The 18,212-nt window shown below is 39.2% G+C and carries 15 protein-coding genes; 11 read left to right on the forward strand and 4 right to left on the reverse strand.

Annotated elements, in window-relative coordinates; translation table 11 throughout:
* The first annotated feature begins 135 nt into the window (after window positions 1-135).
* The 5 genes from BCU84_RS10880 (at window position 136) to BCU84_RS10900 (ending at window position 8,470) form a co-directional block, all read left to right on the forward strand.
* On the forward strand, window positions 136-867 hold the full coding sequence (locus BCU84_RS10880) for an oxidative stress defense protein (RefSeq protein WP_102528107.1): 732 nt from the start codon (window positions 136-138) through the stop codon (window positions 865-867).
* A 250-nt stretch (window positions 868-1,117) separates the two neighbouring features.
* Complete coding sequence (locus BCU84_RS10885; protein WP_102528108.1) at window positions 1,118-2,050, forward strand: dihydroorotate oxidase; 933 nt, start codon at window positions 1,118-1,120, stop codon at window positions 2,048-2,050.
* Window positions 2,051-2,387: 337 nt separating this feature from the next.
* Window positions 2,388-4,556: a cation:dicarboxylase symporter family transporter gene (locus BCU84_RS10890; RefSeq protein WP_102528109.1), complete on the forward strand. Its 2,169-nt coding sequence runs from the start codon at window positions 2,388-2,390 to the stop codon at window positions 4,554-4,556.
* 415 nt (window positions 4,557-4,971) lie between these two features.
* Entirely contained in the window at window positions 4,972-6,138 is a 1,167-nt protein-coding gene (gene bshA, locus BCU84_RS10895; protein ID WP_229370655.1) for an N-acetyl-alpha-D-glucosaminyl L-malate synthase BshA, read from the forward strand.
* A 76-nt stretch (window positions 6,139-6,214) separates the two neighbouring features.
* Complete coding sequence (locus BCU84_RS10900; RefSeq protein WP_102528110.1) at window positions 6,215-8,470, forward strand: cation:dicarboxylase symporter family transporter; 2,256 nt, start codon at window positions 6,215-6,217, stop codon at window positions 8,468-8,470.
* A gap of 107 nt (window positions 8,471-8,577) precedes the next feature.
* Here BCU84_RS10900 and BCU84_RS10905 read toward each other — a convergent pair whose 3' ends face one another.
* Window positions 8,578-9,927 carry an amidohydrolase family protein gene (locus tag BCU84_RS10905; RefSeq protein WP_102528111.1) on the reverse strand — a complete coding sequence of 450 codons (1,350 nt, stop codon included), beginning with the start codon at window positions 9,925-9,927 and terminating at the stop codon, window positions 8,578-8,580.
* Between the two features lie 297 nt (window positions 9,928-10,224).
* Between BCU84_RS10905 and BCU84_RS10910 the strand changes: the two genes are divergently transcribed.
* Window positions 10,225-10,527, forward strand: a complete 303-nt coding sequence (locus tag BCU84_RS10910) for an NINE protein (protein WP_102528112.1) — start codon at window positions 10,225-10,227, stop codon at window positions 10,525-10,527.
* 14 nt (window positions 10,528-10,541) lie between these two features.
* Entirely contained in the window at window positions 10,542-10,787 is a 246-nt protein-coding gene (locus BCU84_RS10915) for a TM2 domain-containing protein (RefSeq protein WP_102528113.1), read from the forward strand.
* Window positions 10,788-10,882: 95 nt separating this feature from the next.
* Here BCU84_RS10915 and BCU84_RS10920 read toward each other — a convergent pair whose 3' ends face one another.
* Together BCU84_RS10920 and BCU84_RS10925 are read right to left on the reverse strand one after the other, a co-directional pair.
* On the reverse strand, window positions 10,883-11,452 hold the full coding sequence (locus tag BCU84_RS10920) for a hypothetical protein (protein ID WP_102528114.1): 570 nt from the start codon (window positions 11,450-11,452) through the stop codon (window positions 10,883-10,885).
* A gap of 558 nt (window positions 11,453-12,010) precedes the next feature.
* Window positions 12,011-14,248: an acyl-CoA dehydrogenase gene (locus BCU84_RS10925; protein ID WP_102528115.1), complete on the reverse strand. Its 2,238-nt coding sequence runs from the start codon at window positions 14,246-14,248 to the stop codon at window positions 12,011-12,013.
* A gap of 319 nt (window positions 14,249-14,567) precedes the next feature.
* Here BCU84_RS10925 and BCU84_RS10930 point away from each other — a divergent pair, with 319 nt between their 5' ends.
* Both BCU84_RS10930 and BCU84_RS10935 read left to right on the forward strand, forming a co-directional pair.
* A complete protein-coding gene (locus tag BCU84_RS10930) occupies window positions 14,568-15,134 on the forward strand; it encodes an SOS response-associated peptidase family protein (protein ID WP_102528116.1) in 567 nt (188 codons plus the stop codon).
* Between the two features lie 591 nt (window positions 15,135-15,725).
* Window positions 15,726-15,956: a cytochrome c3 family protein gene (locus BCU84_RS10935; protein WP_102528117.1), complete on the forward strand. Its 231-nt coding sequence runs from the start codon at window positions 15,726-15,728 to the stop codon at window positions 15,954-15,956.
* A 236-nt stretch (window positions 15,957-16,192) separates the two neighbouring features.
* On the opposite strand, the gene BCU84_RS10940 is transcribed toward BCU84_RS10935, so the two are convergent.
* A complete protein-coding gene (locus BCU84_RS10940; RefSeq protein WP_241906414.1) occupies window positions 16,193-16,819 on the reverse strand; it encodes a DsbA family protein in 627 nt (208 codons plus the stop codon).
* A 234-nt stretch (window positions 16,820-17,053) separates the two neighbouring features.
* Here BCU84_RS10940 and BCU84_RS10945 point away from each other — a divergent pair, with 234 nt between their 5' ends.
* Together BCU84_RS10945 and BCU84_RS10950 are read left to right on the forward strand one after the other, a co-directional pair.
* Window positions 17,054-17,332, forward strand: coding sequence for a peptidylprolyl isomerase (locus BCU84_RS10945; protein WP_102528118.1), 279 nt, complete (start codon window positions 17,054-17,056; stop codon window positions 17,330-17,332).
* A gap of 72 nt (window positions 17,333-17,404) precedes the next feature.
* Window positions 17,405-18,067 carry a sulfotransferase family protein gene (locus BCU84_RS10950; RefSeq protein WP_102528119.1) on the forward strand — a complete coding sequence of 221 codons (663 nt, stop codon included), beginning with the start codon at window positions 17,405-17,407 and terminating at the stop codon, window positions 18,065-18,067.
* The last annotated feature ends 145 nt before the right edge of the window (window positions 18,068-18,212 follow it).

The raw sequence follows: 18,212 nt of genomic DNA on the forward strand, positions 1-18,212 counted from the left end.
TAAAGCTAGCAACCTGTTAGCCAGCACAATCCATTCAACGTTCTAACAATATTTTTAAAAAAATAACCCTTTTCTATATTGTCTGCGTTTATAGCAATAACAACGAATTTACTTTCTATTATTGCTGGAGCAATTATGACTCAATTAATCAATGTGAACACACTAAGAAAAACCTTGTTAAGTACATTAATCGCATCTGGGCTCGTTTTCGGTTTAACAACCAATACCGCAATAGCCGCTAACTATGATTTCCCTCACTTAGAAACCGTTGGCACCAGCCAAGTTAAAGTAGCCCCTGATATGGCAGAGATTTCAGTACAAGTAAGCTTAACCAAAGATAACGCCAAAGAAGCTAAAACAGCGGTTGATGCAGCGGTCGTTAAGTTTATCAAACGCCTTAAACAGGCTGGTGTCAGTAAACAGGACATTCAAAGTGCAAACTTGCACATTCAACCGCAATATCATTACCCATCAAACCAACCTAAAGAATTAACCGGATATAGTGCTAGCAGACAGTTGACGGTTAGCGTTAAAGAGTTAGCTAAGTTAAACGACATTCTGGATTCAGCTCTAGAAGAAGGCATTAACCGAGTGCAAAATATTGCTTTAAAATCATCCGATGAAACCCAAGCTATTGAGCAAGCAAGACAAGCAGCCATTAAAGATGCAAAGCACAAAGCGCACTCTCTAGCGCAAGGTTTTGACCGTGAACTCGATGGCGTATGGGAAATACGTTACTTAACACAGCACCCAGTGCAACCCGTAATGATGAGAATGAGCGCAATGCAAAGCGATATGGCAGAAAGTTATCAATATGGTGAGGTGAGCGTTGAAGAACGTGTAGAAGTTATTTATCGCTTAAAATAAACCCTTATGAACTGGTGACCTAGCCGCTGCAGGTCACTTTGAGTTTCTTGTTTGTTTGCTCTAGTTAACACTATTACAAATTTATTGTCTCTTTTGCTTTTTTCTTGTTTCTAATCAATGTCTATATTGTCTTGCTGAATAAACTATGGCGCAATTTGGCGGTGAATAATTTAAAACCTTTCAAAAACCTTAATCACCTCAAAGCGGTCGTATTGTTTTATCCATACTAATTCAGTCAAGAGGACGCTTCATGAACATCGATTTATCCACTCAAATTGCTGGAACACAGCTAGACAGTTATTTGATGAATGCCTCTGGCCCTAAATGTACCACTTGGGATGAGTTGCACACCATTGCACTATCCAACTCGGCAGCCGTGGTAACCAAGTCTTGTACAATTGAATCGCGCGAAGGAAACCCTGAACCTAGATATCAAAACCTGCCATTAGGATCTATCCAGTCTATGGGGCTCCCCAACCTTGGATACAAAGCGTATTTAGAAATGGTGCCGCAATTAAAAGCCTTGGGGAAACCTGTCATTGTCAGTGTTTCGGGCTTTAGCGTTGAAGATAATATTGAAATGGTCACCGCGTTTCAAAACAGTGACGTCGATTTAATTGAAGTAAACTTTTCTTGCCCTAATATCCCTGGTAAAGCTCAAGTCGCTTATGACTTTGAACAGACAGACCAAGCACTTGCCGCGATTACCGCCTTAGGCAATAAACCTATTGGGATTAAATTAGCGCCGTATTTTGATATGTCACACTTTATTGCAGTGGCCAATATCATCAAGAAATACCCAGTAAAGTTCATTACCTGCATTAACTCTATCGGCAACACCTTAGTGATTGATCCACACACAGAGCAACCTATCATTAAACCTAAAGGCGGCTTTGGTGGTTTATGTGGAGATTACATTAAGCCTATTGGCCTTGCCAATGTGCGCGCATTTCGTGAACTGTTAGATGATGATGTTCAAATCATCGGTGTTGGCGGCATTAAAACCGGTATCGATGCGTTTGAATATTTATTAGCAGGCGCGGACGCGGTACAAATTGCTACTTGTTTTGAAAAAGAAGGCGAAGCTTGTTTCGAGCGTATTGAGTCTGAGCTTGCTGAGTTTATGCAATCTAAAAACTATCAATGTATTGCTGATGCAAAAGGCAAACTAAAGCCACTATAAACCCCCTTAGCAAATCCATTTACATCTAATAGCCAGTTCATTTGTTCTGGCTATTTTTATGGCCATAACTAAAGTTAGAGCCAATAGCTATCACCAACATCCCCCAATTCCTCGCCAATTTATTAGCATTTACTAACCTATTTTATCGCTAAAATTTATTCGTTAAAGTCTGACTATTGATTAATAAGACTGTTAATATTGATTTAAATTAACAGCTTCACCACTTAAAACCTGACAATTGATAAACTTTCAGTAACCTACTATGCAATAAATAAAGCGCTTAATGAGCCTTAAGACTCAAACGCCGCAGGCATAACATAATAAATGGATACGACACGTGGTTAAAAAATTACTTTCAATGACCAGTTCAACACAAATGCTAATTGCCATGTTTGTCGGTTTTGCTGTTGGTATTTTCTTTGGCGAATCCGTTGGCTGGCTAAGTACCATAGGTAATGGTGTCATCTTATTAATGCAGATGACGGTTTTACCCTACATTGTTGTATCGCTGATTGGCGGTATTGGGAAACTGCAAAAAAGTACTGCTATCTTAATTTTTAGTCGCGCGGGACTTATCATGTTGCTGTTGTGGTTGGTCGGATTGGTGCTTACTGCATTAATGCCATTGTCATTCCCATTTGTAGAATCCGCCTCCTTTTTCAGTACCAGCATTATTGAACCTGTAGAACCGATTAATTACTTCAAGCTTTACATACCATCAAACCCATTTGAATCCATGGCTGCAGGTTATGTACCTGCTATGGTGGTATTTAGTATTGCGATGGGGTTGGCACTCATCGGCATGGAAGGTGATAATAAAAACCAAGTGCTTTCTTTCATGCACACCATTACCGAAACGTTTTCACGCATTACTCAAGGCTTAGTTAAAGTATTACCGGTTGGTATTTTCGCTATGTCCGCAGCGGCGGCAGGAACGATGGGGGTCGATGAATTTGCCAGTATGCAGGTGTATTTAATCAGCTACTTTGTTTTGTGCTTATTGCTCACCTTTGTGATTTTACCTTGGATTGTTTGCTCGCTAACACCAATTACATATATGCAAACCGTCAGCATTACTAAGGCAAGCCTAGTAACTGCGTTTGCTACTGGTAATATCTTTATTGTCATTCCCGTGATTATTGAAGAATGTAAGCAGATCATGCGTGAGCATAATAACCTTAGTGAAGACGGCTTAACCCTAATTGAAATTCTTGTACCTATTGCCTTTACCTTCCCAAATATCGGTAAACTCACGGTTATTTTGTTTGTTTATTTTGCTGGCTGGTTTAATGGTACCCCTGTTGATATCAGTGCTATTCCTTCCTTATCGATTAGTGGCCTGTTATCACTATTTGGCAGCGTTTATGTTGCAATCCCCTTTATGCTCGACTTAGTGCATTTACCTTCTGATTTATTCCAATTATTTGTTATGTCAGGCTTTATAACGGGTAAATTTAACTCTATTGCTGCGGTAATGAATTTATTCGCATTAACCTTACTGACAGTTTGTTTATTCCAAGGTTGTCTTAAAATTCGTGCGCCGCAATTAATTAAAATGTCTGGTGGCTTAGTGGCCAGTACCATAGTCACCATATTAGTGTGTCGAATTGGGATGGGGGTATTTATTACTAGCCCTGAAATCACTAGTGGCGTGATTGCCAACATGAAAGTAGCTGACAAAGTGCCTACTAAAGTAACCCGACAGTTTCCTGAAGTAGGTAAAACACCCTCTCAGCCAATAGTCGATGTACAAACGATCAGAAAGCGTGGCGTGTTAAGAGTCGGTTATATTCCAAGTAATGTGCCCTTTAGTTATTACAATAACTCAGGTCAATTGGTGGGCTTTGATTCTGCGATGGCCACTAAACTAGCCGAAGATTTACATGTTGATATCGAATTCATTCCTTTTCATAAAGATAAGCTTGCTGTGTCATTGCAAGCAGGCTTTTTTGATGTGGCTATGTCAGGGCTTGCCATGGATATCAAACAAATGGATCGCTTAAGTTACAGCGATCCAGTATTAGAACTCAATATCGCCATTGCCACTAAAGACCACCGCGTCAATAGCTTTAAAACCAATGAGTCGATTCTGGCCATGGAAGATGTCACCGTGGCTTATGTTGAACATGATGACAAAATCAAAGAAGCCAAGAAGCAGTTGCCCCATCTTAAATTTGTCAAAATTGAAGGTTACAAAGATTTCTTCAGGCAGAAAAAAGACAAGTACGATGCTGTGGTTATCAGCGCAGAGGCAGGGTCAGCCTGGACGCTATTTTTCCCAGGTTACGGCATTGCGATTTTAGAAGGTAAAAATCGTTATCCTGTGGCTTATGCGGTGGCTCAATCGAACCAGTCATTACTGAACTATATTAATAATTGGCAAAAACTGCGTAAGGTCGATGGTCATCAACAAGAGTTTTATGACTATTGGATGTTAGGTAAAGGTGCCACTACACCTCAGCCTCGCTGGTCAATTATCCGAGACGTTTTACATTGGGTTGATTAACTTCTCAATCAACATTTGAACCCAATTAGTTTGCCTTAAAGCCTAATGTATCAATATACATTAGGCTTTTTAGTCTCTTAAAAGTGCTTATTTTCCCTTACCTTAAATTGTCATATTGTCATATTGTCATATTGTCGAATTACAGTATAAAGCGAAGGTTTTTTATTTATGCCATAGTGAATAGTGAATAGTGAATAGTGAATAGTGAATAGTGAATAGTGAATAGTGAATAGTGAATAGTGAATAGTGAATAGTGAATAGTGCATTGTCATTATCTCGCTGAACAGATGCCCCATACAGTTAGATAGAAAAATATTGCAATATTCAAAAAGTTAACCTAAAAATAACATTACGATTATTATTCATAATTGCCATTTCATTGCGCTGAGCACGCTAGTAAGGATACGAGTGAAAAATGATGAATAAGTTACGCATAGGTATTGTCTGCCACCCAAGCATTGGTGGTTCTGGGTTAGTGGCCACTCAGTTGGGTATTGGCTTAGCAAAATTAGGTCATGAAGTGCATTTTATTGCCCATAAACGACCATTTAAGCTTATCCAAAATTATAGTAATGTTTACTTTCATGAAGTAGACGAAGTAAATTATCCTTTATTTGAAGGTCCACTACATACCTATTCGTTAACCGCCAAAATTGTCGAAGTCGTCGAACAATATCAATTACATTTGATCCACGCTCATTATTCTATTCCTCACTCTTTATGTGCATTTCTAGCCAGTAATATCTGCCAATATTCATTCCCGATTGTTACCACTATTCACGGAACTGATGTCACGATTGTCGGTCAAGATAATGCGATAAAGCGTTTAAATACCTTCAGCATGAATCAAAGTACCTTATTAACGACAGTATCCAATTTCCAGCGCCAATATATTCAGCAAGAGTTTGAAATAAACCAACCCATTAATGTGGTGCATAATTTTATTGATGCCAACGATTTTACCCCAGAGTTAGTTGACCAAAACCTAAGACGAACATTGGCAAATGATGACGAAAAAATCTTAATGCACGTTTCAAATTTCAGGCCGCTAAAAAACACCCAAACCGTCGTTAATGCTTTTAGTCAATTACACTGCGATGAAAAAGTCAGGCTAGTGCTGGTTGGTAGCGGTCCGGATATCGAAAAAATTAAACAGCAATGTAGTCAACTCAACATCTTAGATAGAGTCCGTTTTACTGGTTCAGTGAACAAGGTAGAACGCTATATTGCTAATGCAGACTGTTTAATTCAGCCAAGTTACCGCGAGTCTTTCTGTATGGTTATTCTAGAGGCAATGTCCTGTGGGGTGCCAACGGTTAGTAGCAATGTTGATGGCATTCCTGAGGTCGTCGAAGAAGGTGTAACTGGCTTTATGCATCCACCTGAAGATGCGCAAAGTATGGCTAGCACCATTAGCAAGATTTTTGCTGATAACCAGTACCAACAGCAACTTGGAAAAGCTGGGCGTGCAAGAGCGATTCAGCACTTTAATACTGAAATTAAAGTTAATCAGTATGTCGATTGCTACCACCAAACACTCGCGATTCATGGCCAAGCGCAACAGCTTGTTAGTTGCAGCTAACTCATTCAGTTAGTGTATTAGTCGCAAGCAATAGCAATATCACCATTCGCGAAATAGAGCATATAAAAGGATTCATATGGCAACGGCCACACCAGACAATGATAAAGCAGATCCCACTAATAATACTGCACAAAGCCCAGAGCAAGCACAGGCGGTTTCGCCCGCCAATAAAGAACCTAAAAAGAACAAACTCAGCATGTCGAGTTGGGTGTTACTCTCCTTTGCTGGCGGCATCATTGCAGGGCTATTTTTTGGCGAAATGCTCGCGTGGATGTCTGTAATTGGTGATGCTTTTATCAAGCTTCTACAAATGACCATCATCCCTTATATTATCGTGTCGCTTATTTCGAGTTTAGGCAGTTTAACCTTAGAGCAAGCAAAATCTCTGGGCGTTAAAGTGGGTAAATTGATGCTAGTCATTTGGCTATTGGGTTTACTCAGTATGTATTTGATCAAATACACATTTCCTGAGTGGCAAGCGGGAGAGTTCTTTAGCTTAACTGCGCTCCAAGACCCTAATTCAGTCAATTTATTAGACTTATATATCCCATCTAACCCATTTTTTTCATTATCGAATAGTTACATCCCAGCCATTGTATTATTTTGTGTCGCCACAGGCATCGCGCTTATTTCGATTAAAGACAAAGAGTCTTTGATGCGTCCTTTGCAATTATTAGGTGAGTCTTTTAATAAGGTCACACAAAGCATTGTGATGCTCATGCCCATTGGCATTTTCGCCATGACAGCGGCCACCGCTGGCACCATGGATTTTGACGAGTTTCAAAAATTGCAGGTGTACTTTGTCGCTCATGTGGTAATGACGGTGATTTTGACCTATTGGGTGTTACCGGCAATCATTATGGTGATCACCCCATTTTCCTACCGAGACATTACAGGAATTGCTAAAGACGCGATGATCACTGCATTTGCGGCAGGTAATATTTTCATTATTTTACCTTTACTCATTCAACGCACTAAAGAGCTATTCCATAAGTACAATATCGGTGATGAGCAAACCGATGATTACGCCAATATCATTATCCCTGTGGTCTTTAGCTTTCCTAATTTAGGTAAGCTCCTCACCATTGTATTTGTGTTATTTGCTGCTTGGTTTTCAGGTAAAGAACTCGATTTCCTCAGTTATTTTCCTATGTCTGTTAACGGGCTGATTAGCTTATTTGGTAGTGTCTATCTGACTATTCCGATGCTTCTTGACTCATTAGAATTATCATCTGATCTATTCCAGCTTTATATGGTGTCTAGTTTGTTCACCAGTCGATTTACTTCGCTATTAGCCGCAATGAATATATTTATTCTCGCCATCGGTGGCACAGCCATGCTGGCAGGTATTGCTAAAATCAGCATGAAGCGACTCATTCTTTGTAGTGCCATTACCCCAGTTGTTTTCGGAATCACGCTGCTAGGCACCAGTTGGGTATTGAGTAGTATCGTTGATACTGAATACAACATGGATGAAGTTGTTGCTCAAATGAGCTCTGCCGCAGAAGTGCCTGAAGAAATCACGGCTTTTAACTGGTCAGAAGAACTTGAAGTGAATGGCCCACGAACCATAGAGCAAATAAAACAAAGCGGGCTATTACGCGTTGGCTATAACCCTGTTCAAGTGCCTTTTTCCTACTACAATGCTGGTCAGGATCTTGTGGGGTTTGATATTGAAATGATGCGAAAACTTGCCGCTGAACTAGAAATTAAAGTGGCATTCATTCCTTATAACTCAGCCAATGTGCTGGATGGGATCAACAGTGGCTTATTTGATATCACCATTTCAGGGCTACAAATGACCACCTTCCGTATTGGCTTTGTCGATTTCACTAATCCCGTACTCGATTTACACTACGCCTTTGTCGTGAAGGATTACCGTGCTGATGAATTTAAAACAGATCAATTAATCCATGAAGCTGAAAAGGTGAGAGTGGCCTCTGTCGGTGACTACTCCATCATTCCGCACATTCAAGAAAAGTTTGATAATGTTGAGTTTAGCTCTATCGACTCAGACAAGTTATTCTTTGAAGATGATGGTGAAAACTATGATGCCTTATTAATTAGCTTAGAAGCTGGCAAAACATGGACGATTTTATACCCCGAATATACTGCCATGTATAACCGTGAAGAAATTAAATCCTTCCCAGCTTCATACGCTGTAGCTAAAGGTAATCACTCGCTGCATACCTTCTTAAACAGTTGGTTATCCATCCAACAATCCTCAGGTTATGTCGACACACTTTATGGCTATTGGATTTTAGGTGAAAATGCCCAACCTAAAAAGCCTCGTTGGTCGGTCATCAAAGATGTTTTACATTGGGTCGAGTAAGCTGTTTAACGCCAATTATTGAATGGTATTAATCAAATTAGACTCTTCGCGGATAGATTAAGCTGACTCATGATTAAGTCAGCTTAACCTCCATCCACACGACTGATTTATTGTTTATGGATGTCGCCAGACTTCATCACAAACTGCACATTAAGTAATGCATCGATTTGGGTTAATGGACTCACTTTCATCGCGATAACATCAGCTTGTTTACCTTGCTCTAAGGTGCCGATTGATTCTGACATCCCCACTAAGTCAGCGCCATTAATGGTGGCAGAAATTAAAATATCTTTGTTCGACATACCTGCTTGAGACATCAGTACCGCTTCTTTAGCGTTATCACCATGACGAGACACACCACTGTCAGTTCCAAAAGCAATCTTTACACCTTTTTTATACGCATTGCCGAAGTTATTTTGCATGTCATTACCCACACGAATCGCTTTCGCTTTAATCGCATCAGACATAAAGTTGCCTTTCGAGTTCGCCATTTGCACTACAGTATCACCAGCCAATAAAGTCGGAACTAAATAAGCTCCAGACTTTTTAAATAACTTAATTGACTCTTTATTGGCATAACTGCCGTGCTCAATACTATCAACACCCGCCCGTAGCGCAGCATTAATACCTTCAGCCGCATGAGCATGACTGGCAACCTTGCGCCCTAATGCGTGAGCGGCATCAATCACTTCTTTTAATTCATCATTGGCCATTTGCTGACCTGTACCAGTATTGGTATCAGACAACACCCCACCTGTTGAGGTTATTTTAATGACATCTGCACCATATTTAATTGCACGGCGAGTCGCGCGGCGACAATCAAAAGGGCCATCACAAATGGTTTTAGAGGTCAGCATATCCAATAAATCTGGGCTTTTACCGTCCACATCTCCATGACCACCAGTTACCGACACACCGCCTGATGCAACAATTCTTGGTCCAGGCAACCAGCCCTTATTGATTGCGTCACGCAGTGCATATATTTGTTCAGGTTTAGCGCCTAAATCACGTACTGTAGTAAAGCCAGCCTGTAAGGTCTTATTTGCAAAATATGCACTTCTCATTGCCACATCTGCATCTGACATCCGGAGCGCTTCACTGTCATTTTTAGGCCCTATTTCACCTTGTAAATGCACATGCATATCCATCAAGCCAGGCATGACAAAACTGTCTTTTAAATCTATATATTCAACGGTATCAGTCGCTATTACCTTATCTTTTGATAAAGTGACATAGCCCTTTTTTATTTCAGTAATTTTGTCATCTCTAATGATCAATGAGTATTGCTGCAATGGTTTTTCACTGGCAACGGTTAACAGCTCACCGGCATGAATAACCTTATAATCAGCTGCGTTTACAAAGGGAGATATTGCGCAAACTAGTATCGCTATTGATGAATAGCCTAGGCGCTTTGTTAAACTGTCATGTCTCGTATCGTGTTGTGTTCTTGTCAACATTTGATTCCCTTATGCCCATTGCCAAAGCAGTCATTTTTAACCAAGTCTTAACATGCCTAATTAAAACAACAATTACAATAACCCTTTCATTTACCAAACCATTAAAACATTGAATGTAAAATAAAATTTCATATTCAATATACAAATCTCAATTTCAATACTCGCTAAAAAGCCACACTCGAGCACCTTAACGATAAGATCTGAGACACATTCTTAAGTTAAATTTAACATTTGTAATTGATTAAGCTAACTCTTTGCTATATAAAAGATTTAAGATTTTCATCAAGGAGGTTGAAAGTGACTGAATCAGTCAAGTCTGATAAAAAATACGCTACTGCGGTTATTTTATCGGGTATTTTTGGCGTTTTAGGAATTCACCATTTTTATTGTGGCAGAGTTTTACATGGTTTTTTCGATTTAACGTTAGCCATTGTTGGCATTATCCTAATACAGTTTGGAGATGTTACGCTCACCCTCATAGGTGCAGGTCTTATTCTTATTGATGTTATACACACTGTTGTAGTGACATTTATGCTTCTTGTTGGAAGCTACAGAGACGGGAAAGGTAAATTAATTACCTATCCAGGACAAAAAATATAATTAAAGGATTTATTATGTCAGAAGTTCAAACAGCAGAAACACCTGTTCAATTAAGCGAAAAAGGTTTCGTACCAACACTACTTTTATGCTTCTTTTTGGGCTCTTTAGGTGTGCACCGCTTTTACACAGGTAAAATCGGTACTGGTATCTTAATGCTACTTACTTTAGGTGGTTTAGGTATTTGGACATTAATCGACTTCATCATGATTGCAGTCGGTAGTTTTAAAGATTCTGAAGGTAACGCGATTAAAGCATCTTAATTGCTAATATAATCACATTACTATAATTAGGCTGTCCGACATATTCGTGGCAGCCTTTTATTTTTCTTAAGATACATTGATACTTTTAATCCTTTTCAAAAGCTCAAATCGACTCCCCAATACACTTGTTCCGCATCATTTACAGACAGAGAAACCGCCCCTAGGTTTTGAACTGAAGAAGTATCATTATGCTTTAAATAGCGAAATCCCAATTCAGATGTAAATGCATTACCAAAATCAAACATTAATCCTGCCTGAGCGCCAAATACATAGCAACTATTTGAATCATAGTAAGTTTGATCTATATCTGTGATTTGAAACTCATGACCGCTTAGCCCTACTGATGCACCAATAAACCAACTCACTTGATTAGATGGCTCTAGAAAAAATAATTTATCATAAGAAATAAGCACACCTTCATGATACGTCATGTCATCAGAGTTAAAAGAATACGTTCCGTATAAGCGACTCGCATCACCAATGTCGACACTATTTCTTATTTGATAATTAATCCCCCATTCTTCACTGCTAGATAAACCTGAATAAGATGAAGTACTGTGAGTTTGATAACCCACAGTTCCACCAATAATGATATCTGCAGCGTGTGAAATCCCAGGAAGTAAACACATCACAATTACGTTTGTCATCAAAGATAATCGTGCCATTTTGCCTCCTAGTTCAGGGCCAGTTGATCTTTGCCGGTTAAGTTTCGTTCGAAATAAAAGCGTTTTAATCAAGGCGGATGAATTGATGCCTAGTCATCTAAGCACCTTTTATTTACAAAGATGTATTCAACAAAGAGTAAAACGCTTTTAGTCGACCCCTTCGGGCAGCGTTTGTTGGTCATTTTTACTGCGTTATCGATTTTTTATGTAGAATAACTACACCACAAAGTCTCTGCCTTGTATAAATGACCAACAATTCGCTGCAAAAACAACCTTGAAAGTTCAACAGGCCCTAGTAATAAGTACTTTATTATTTACCAAACTAAGCTAAGAAAAATGCTGCCAAGCTCAAATTTTCACCTAATGAAATACCTATAAGGTAAAATTTTTTTCAATCTGTGATCTGCTTAAAATTCGAACCAATTATATATTTTGTTAGTTCCATTTCTTTTTAAATACAAAAAGGCCGCTTAATAGCGGCCTTTTAAATTGGTTTACTTAAACAGTAAGCGACTTAAACAGTAAGAGACTTAAACAGTAAGAAACTTAAATTTATCTTTAGTTAGCGATTTTTAAGTTTGCTTTGTCTGAGATGAGATTCAAATCAAAATCAAACTCATCAACTCGAATCGCTCGCTCACGTTTAAGATTGTAGTCTTGTAATTGCTTGTGCTCATCCATTGTAATGACATTAGCTTGAAGTGCATTATCAAGCGTAATTGAGAAGCGAACACCCGCTTTAAATACACGCTGTTTAAGTGATTTTTTCACTTTTGACAACAGTGGTAAACAAGCCATTTTAGCTAGATAAGCTTGCTCATTAATGTAATTACCATCACCAGCAACCGGTTTAATCAAGTGTGTTAATTGCTTCTTAAATACAGTATCTAGCTGAGCTTGCTCTGCTAATTCACGCACCAAATCATCATTCACTTTTACCATTTTACCTGAGTAAGTCATGGTGATTAAACGCATAAACTGACGCGTAGGCTTAGACGGGAAGTTCTCTAAAAATGCCAATATGGCTTCTTCAGCTTTACATAAAGACCAACGAGTCGCGTACTCAAAATATGGCTTAGCTTGGCTACGTTCTTCAGCTGACACTTTCTGCTCGTAAAAACGAATCGATGCCATTGCTGCATACAGGTAGCTCATTACGTCACCTAAACGAGCTGACAGCATTTCTGCTTGCTTTAGTTTTCCGCCTAATACAAGTAGCGAGAAGTCAGCATAAACGGCTAATTTTGATGCCAATTTATGTACAGATTTTTCGTAACCTATGACTTCAGGTAATGATGATTGCGCAGGTGCGGTAAAGGGTAAAAGACCCAATTTAAATGCACGCAAGCTATTACCAACACTGTAACCAATTGTTTGTCTGAAGATACGATTAAAGGTTTTATCAGCATCACTGGCGTCACTATGAATAGACTCAACCATGCTTTGTAAATGTGGATGACAACGCATCACACCTTGACCAAATATCATTAGGTTACGGGTAAGGATGTTGGCACCTTCAACTGTAATCGCAATTGGCTGAGCCACATAACCTGACGCTAAGGTATTTTGTGGACCGCGCTGAATCGCTTTACCCGCTTGAATATCCATAGCTGAATCAAGAATATCACGACCTAACTCTGTCATATGGTATTTGGCAATCGCCGTTACCACTGATGGCTTTAAGCCAAGACCTAAGCCTTCAGTAGTCAATACGCGCATGGCTTCTTGTAGGTAAGTTTTACCTGCGATATCAGCCAGCTTCTCCTGAATACCTTCAAACTTACCAATTGATAAACCAAACTGCTCACGTACTGCTGCGTATTCAGCAGAAGACTTAAATGAGCACTGACTGACTGATACACCTAATGCAGGTAATGAAATACCACGGCCTGCACCTAAACAGCTAACCAGCATCTGCCAGCCGCGGCCAATTTTATCTTGACCGCCAATGATGAAGTCCATAGGGATAAACACGTTTTCACCACGAGTCGTACCGTTATAGAAACGACAGCCCATAGGATCATGACGGTTGCCAAGTTGTACACCAGGATGTGATTTTGGAATAAGCGCACAAGTAATACCCAGTTGTTCCTTTCCGCCCAACAAGCCTTGTGGATCTTCGACTTTAAATGCAAGCCCTAGTACCGTGGCAATAGGCGCTAGAGTGATATAACGTTTGTCCCATGTCACTGAAAGGCCAAGCACTTCTTTACCTTCGTATTCTCCCATAGTGACGGTACCGATATCAGGAATACCACCAGCATCACTACCAGCTTCAGGGCTAGTCAGTGCAAAACATGGAATTTCTAAACCATTAGCTAAACGAGGTAACCAGAAGTTACGTTGGTTCTCTAAACCGTAATGCATTAACAATTCGCCAGGACCTAGCGAGTTAGGCACCATTACAGTAACTGCCACAGCAGAACTTTTAGCAGCAATAGTCGCAACGATAGTTGAGTTAGCATAAGGACTAAACTCTAATCCACCGTAAGACTTTGGAATAATCAGCGAGAAAAACTTATTCTCTTTTAGAAAAGTCAGTACATCATCTGGCAAGTGCTTACCATTTTGAATATCAAAATCATCGACCATTTCAATCAATGTCTGCACAGGGCCATCTAAGAAAGCTTGCTCATCAAGCGATAAGGTTGCATTGGGAATATCACGTAATGCAGCAAAATCAGGAATACCTTGATAAATTGATCCTTCTAACCAAACATCGCCCGCATCTAATGCTTCTTGTTCAGTCGTTGAAATACTCGGCAATACTTTCTTAAATGTTGTTCTTATGCTCATAGTTCTACACTCATCAGACCAGAATAATAGTGTGCATTACGTCACAAAAATTAAATTAGATCAAATATTCTAATTGGCAAATAAAGCTAATATTTACAGTAACAAAGCCATCGTTAAAAATAATTATTGCCAATTCATGAACTTACACGTGTACGCTGAAGATAAAAATAATTCAAAAATTTATACGCTCGTTTGAATTTTTATAAAAATTGACCAATTAACGAGACTTTTTTTATGAAAATAATCTCAAAAAATAGTTTTATAATGCTAACGTTAACGGGACAATATTGTTCAAGAACTGAAATGGAAGGGACACATTATGTGTGGCAGGTTGGAGGTCTTACTTGATGGCATGAAAGGACTACTCGATCCACTATTTGACCAGCCATTGAGTATTCAAACGAATCTTGATTTAAGGCCGACAGATCCAGTTACAGTGCTGAGTTCTACAAATGGTAAGCTTATTGCTACTCAGCAAAGTTGGGGGATACAACCTGAATGGTCCAAAAAACTCATCATTAATGCCCAAGCTGAAACTGTCGCAGACAAACCCACATTTGCCGAGGCTTTTAATCAACATCGATGCCTGATCCCATGTAGTGGCTGGTTTGAATGGCGCGATGAAGGCCAAGCGAAAAAGCAAAAGTACCGCTTTTCCCATGCGGCTAATAAACCTTTATTCATGGCTGGTGTCATTTATCCAGATCTCCAACAATTAGTCACCTTAACCATTAAACCTAATGATAAGTGCGCCCAATATCATCACCGCATGCCGCTATTTATCCCCTCAACAGCCATTAGCAGTTGGCTCAACAATACCCCAGAGCAAGTCAGCGATTTGATGCAGCCATTACCAAACGAGTGGATCAAAGTATCAGCAGCATGAACTCCTGAGTCAACTATATAGTCGTAATGGATTTCACAACCAAGAGTTTCAATGTCTGTGATTTCTTGCCTGTAAATTCAAAAGCCCGAAAATTCAAAAGTCTGGAATTTCTAAGCCTGTAATTTCATTGTCTGTAATTTCAAAGCTTGTAATTTCAACAATAACAATTCGTTCATCTTGGGTTCATCTTAGTGACAATATACTGCACATAAACAGATAATTGATGCTTAGATACGAGCCTCAAAACACATTTTAAAGTTTAAGAATTTTATTAAGCAGATCACAACCTTGAAATTTAACTATGCTAGAAGATGTAAAAAAGTGGCTTTAAGCGCTCTTTTAAGTTTTAATTAACATAAATCAATAAGATGGTATCGTAGGTAGAGTAATTTAAGTTTAAGAGTTCACTCTTCTGCTTAACATTGCATTACGAATACTAAATTAAAATGTGCTAACCAATATTCAGTGTCCTTAGTTATAAAGTAACGGATTTATTTGCATTAAGAGATGCGGTCATTGAGTCAGCGCGAATTGCTCAGGTTTAACACCTAGCATGGGCGATAACGCCCCTTAACTGATGATGGAGTTACTATGAAATATTTAGCTATGATTGCTGCACTTATGTTTGCAAGTTCTGCTTTTGCTGTTGATTGTGTTGATTGTCATGAAGCAATCAATGTTGAAGAACATGCTGAAATGGAAGCAAACATCGAAACGTGTAATGATTGTCACAGCTTTGCTGATGCGCACGAATTAGATGCTGATCTACATACACCAGATTTAACAATCACTGAATGTGCTGATTGTCACGGTGTAGACTAATACCCTTGGGTATTTAAGTCCTTTAACCTTGATTTAAGCACTGCTTAATGCAGATTGACCATTTACCAGATTTGGCCAAGCTAGTTCACTAAATCAAGCGTTAACCTCTCTGAAAGAGAATAAAAACCAGTTGATCGCTCAGCTGGTTTTTTTATATCTGTAATCTGTTAATACCCTAAAGTCCATATAGAGACCAACACAGATGGTATTCTTGAGTTAGCTAATCTTCTTATTCATTATAAGGCCTTAGTTATCGCATCTATCGTCGTTTGAGGATCATGGTAATCCAAGTGTAACCCGATATTTTGTCCATTCACTTGCAATACCAATGATGGAAAACCTCTAATCGGTAATTGATGCACAAAATCCAATTCTTTCATAAATGCTTGTGCTATTTCTGCTGACGATAAACGTTCAACAAAAACCGTTTTATCAATACCTACACTTTCTGCTGCTTCAATAAGCGTATCAAGATCTGATGGGTTCTTTGCCTGTAAGTAATAAGCCTGTTGAATCGCAAGCATCATTTCTGACTCAAGAGCAAATTCTCTAGCAACTATACACGCTCGACAAGCTGGATAAGTTGAACGCCTTGGTTGACACTCTTGCCAAAAAGCATGATTAAACTCCGTACCGAGTTGCTGGGCAATTTTATGCCATGTTTGAGCTAAAAACTGCTGCATTTCTGCTGGCATCGGCATATCTGAATCAGGCGCTAAACCACCCACTTTATAGTCAATTGCAAGGGTTGGGAACAGTTCGATTAACTGCGTTTTTAATCCAAGTAAGCTAGGTTTATAGCCCCAACACCAACTGCACATAGGATCATAAACATAAATCAATCTTGCGGAGGCTGTCATCATCAGGTTCTCTTAATCAGCGGGCTTAATTAGGGGCTCTTAAACGAGCATATTAACGTGCTAGTTTGCAAAAATTCATCCTTCATATTAACCCATATCACGCTGTTATAACGAATACGTAAGCTATATAAACTCAGATTAATCACAAAAAAATCATTATCGCCCCCAACTGCCACTCTGGCTTGCAAGTTATGATTCACGTTATAATTAGCGGCTATATTATTGGAGAGTATCAACATGGCCAGAACTGCGGCTGCATTGCACATTTTAGTTAAACATAGACAGCAAGCTGAAGATTTAATCAAGCAACTAGAAAAAGGCGCTAAGTTTGACGTACTTGCCAAAAAGCACTCTTCATGCCCTTCTGGTAAAAGTGGCGGTAACCTCGGTGAGTTCAAAAAAGGCCAAATGGTGCCTCCGTTCGACAAAGTTTGTTTTACAGGTGAACTCATCACCCCACACCTTGTTAAAACTAAATTCGGTTGGCATGTGATTAAAGTCTTATACCGCACTTAAATTGCACAAATTATTTAAAAGAAATAGTTGAATCTAAGCACTCACACCAATTTAAGGCTGTATCTAGCTTCTATGAATAAAGTTTTTATTATCGGCCTTCCAAGAACAGGTACCACCAGCGTCAGTGTCGCCTTGTTAGAGCATGGTTTTAAGGTTGCACATATTGGGCTAACTAAAAAAGCCTTTGAAGTGGCTGATGTGGTTTCTGATGTGCCTTGTTTTTGTGATTACCCGCAATTAGATAAGATTTTCCCTGGAGCCAAATTCATCTATATCGATCGTCCTATACAGCCTTGGATTAATTCAATTCAAATGCTGCTGACAAAAATGGTGCCTAATCTGGCCGATAAAACAGGTACCTTTCACCCCATTTTGAAGCGGTGTTTTAAGCAGACTTTCGGCGATTTAAGTGCCGACGATTTACTGGACGAGGCTCGCTTAAAGCAATGTTATTTATCTCATCAGCAAGCTGTGTACCGTTACTTTGCTGACAGAGATGATTTACTGACAATTAAGCTTAATGAACCAAATAGCTTACACACTTTATTGCGCTTTATTGGTGTCAGTGACAACGTCATTGCTGACAATAACACTACAGATTTCCCTGTATTAAATGTCGGCAGTCATGTGGCAAGCTGGGGCGAGTATAAACACCCGAACAAAGTAAATACCAATTTAGCAGGTGTTGAACACCGTAAGTTCTTTGATTATCAAAAGTTAGGCTTAATGGGTTAGCAACAAGGCTTGATCAATTAAAAACAAGTCCTCTGCATTATGTAACTCTTGTTAGGTTTGCTATAACTTAATCTTGCATACTTGGCTGTTCGTGAATGCAGGTAATCCCATAAACATCAAAGTCGCAGCAATCAGTGTTATGAAG

This window comes from Shewanella sp. 10N.286.51.B7, assembly GCF_002873615.1.
Lineage (GTDB): Bacteria > Pseudomonadota > Gammaproteobacteria > Enterobacterales > Shewanellaceae > Shewanella > Shewanella electrodiphila.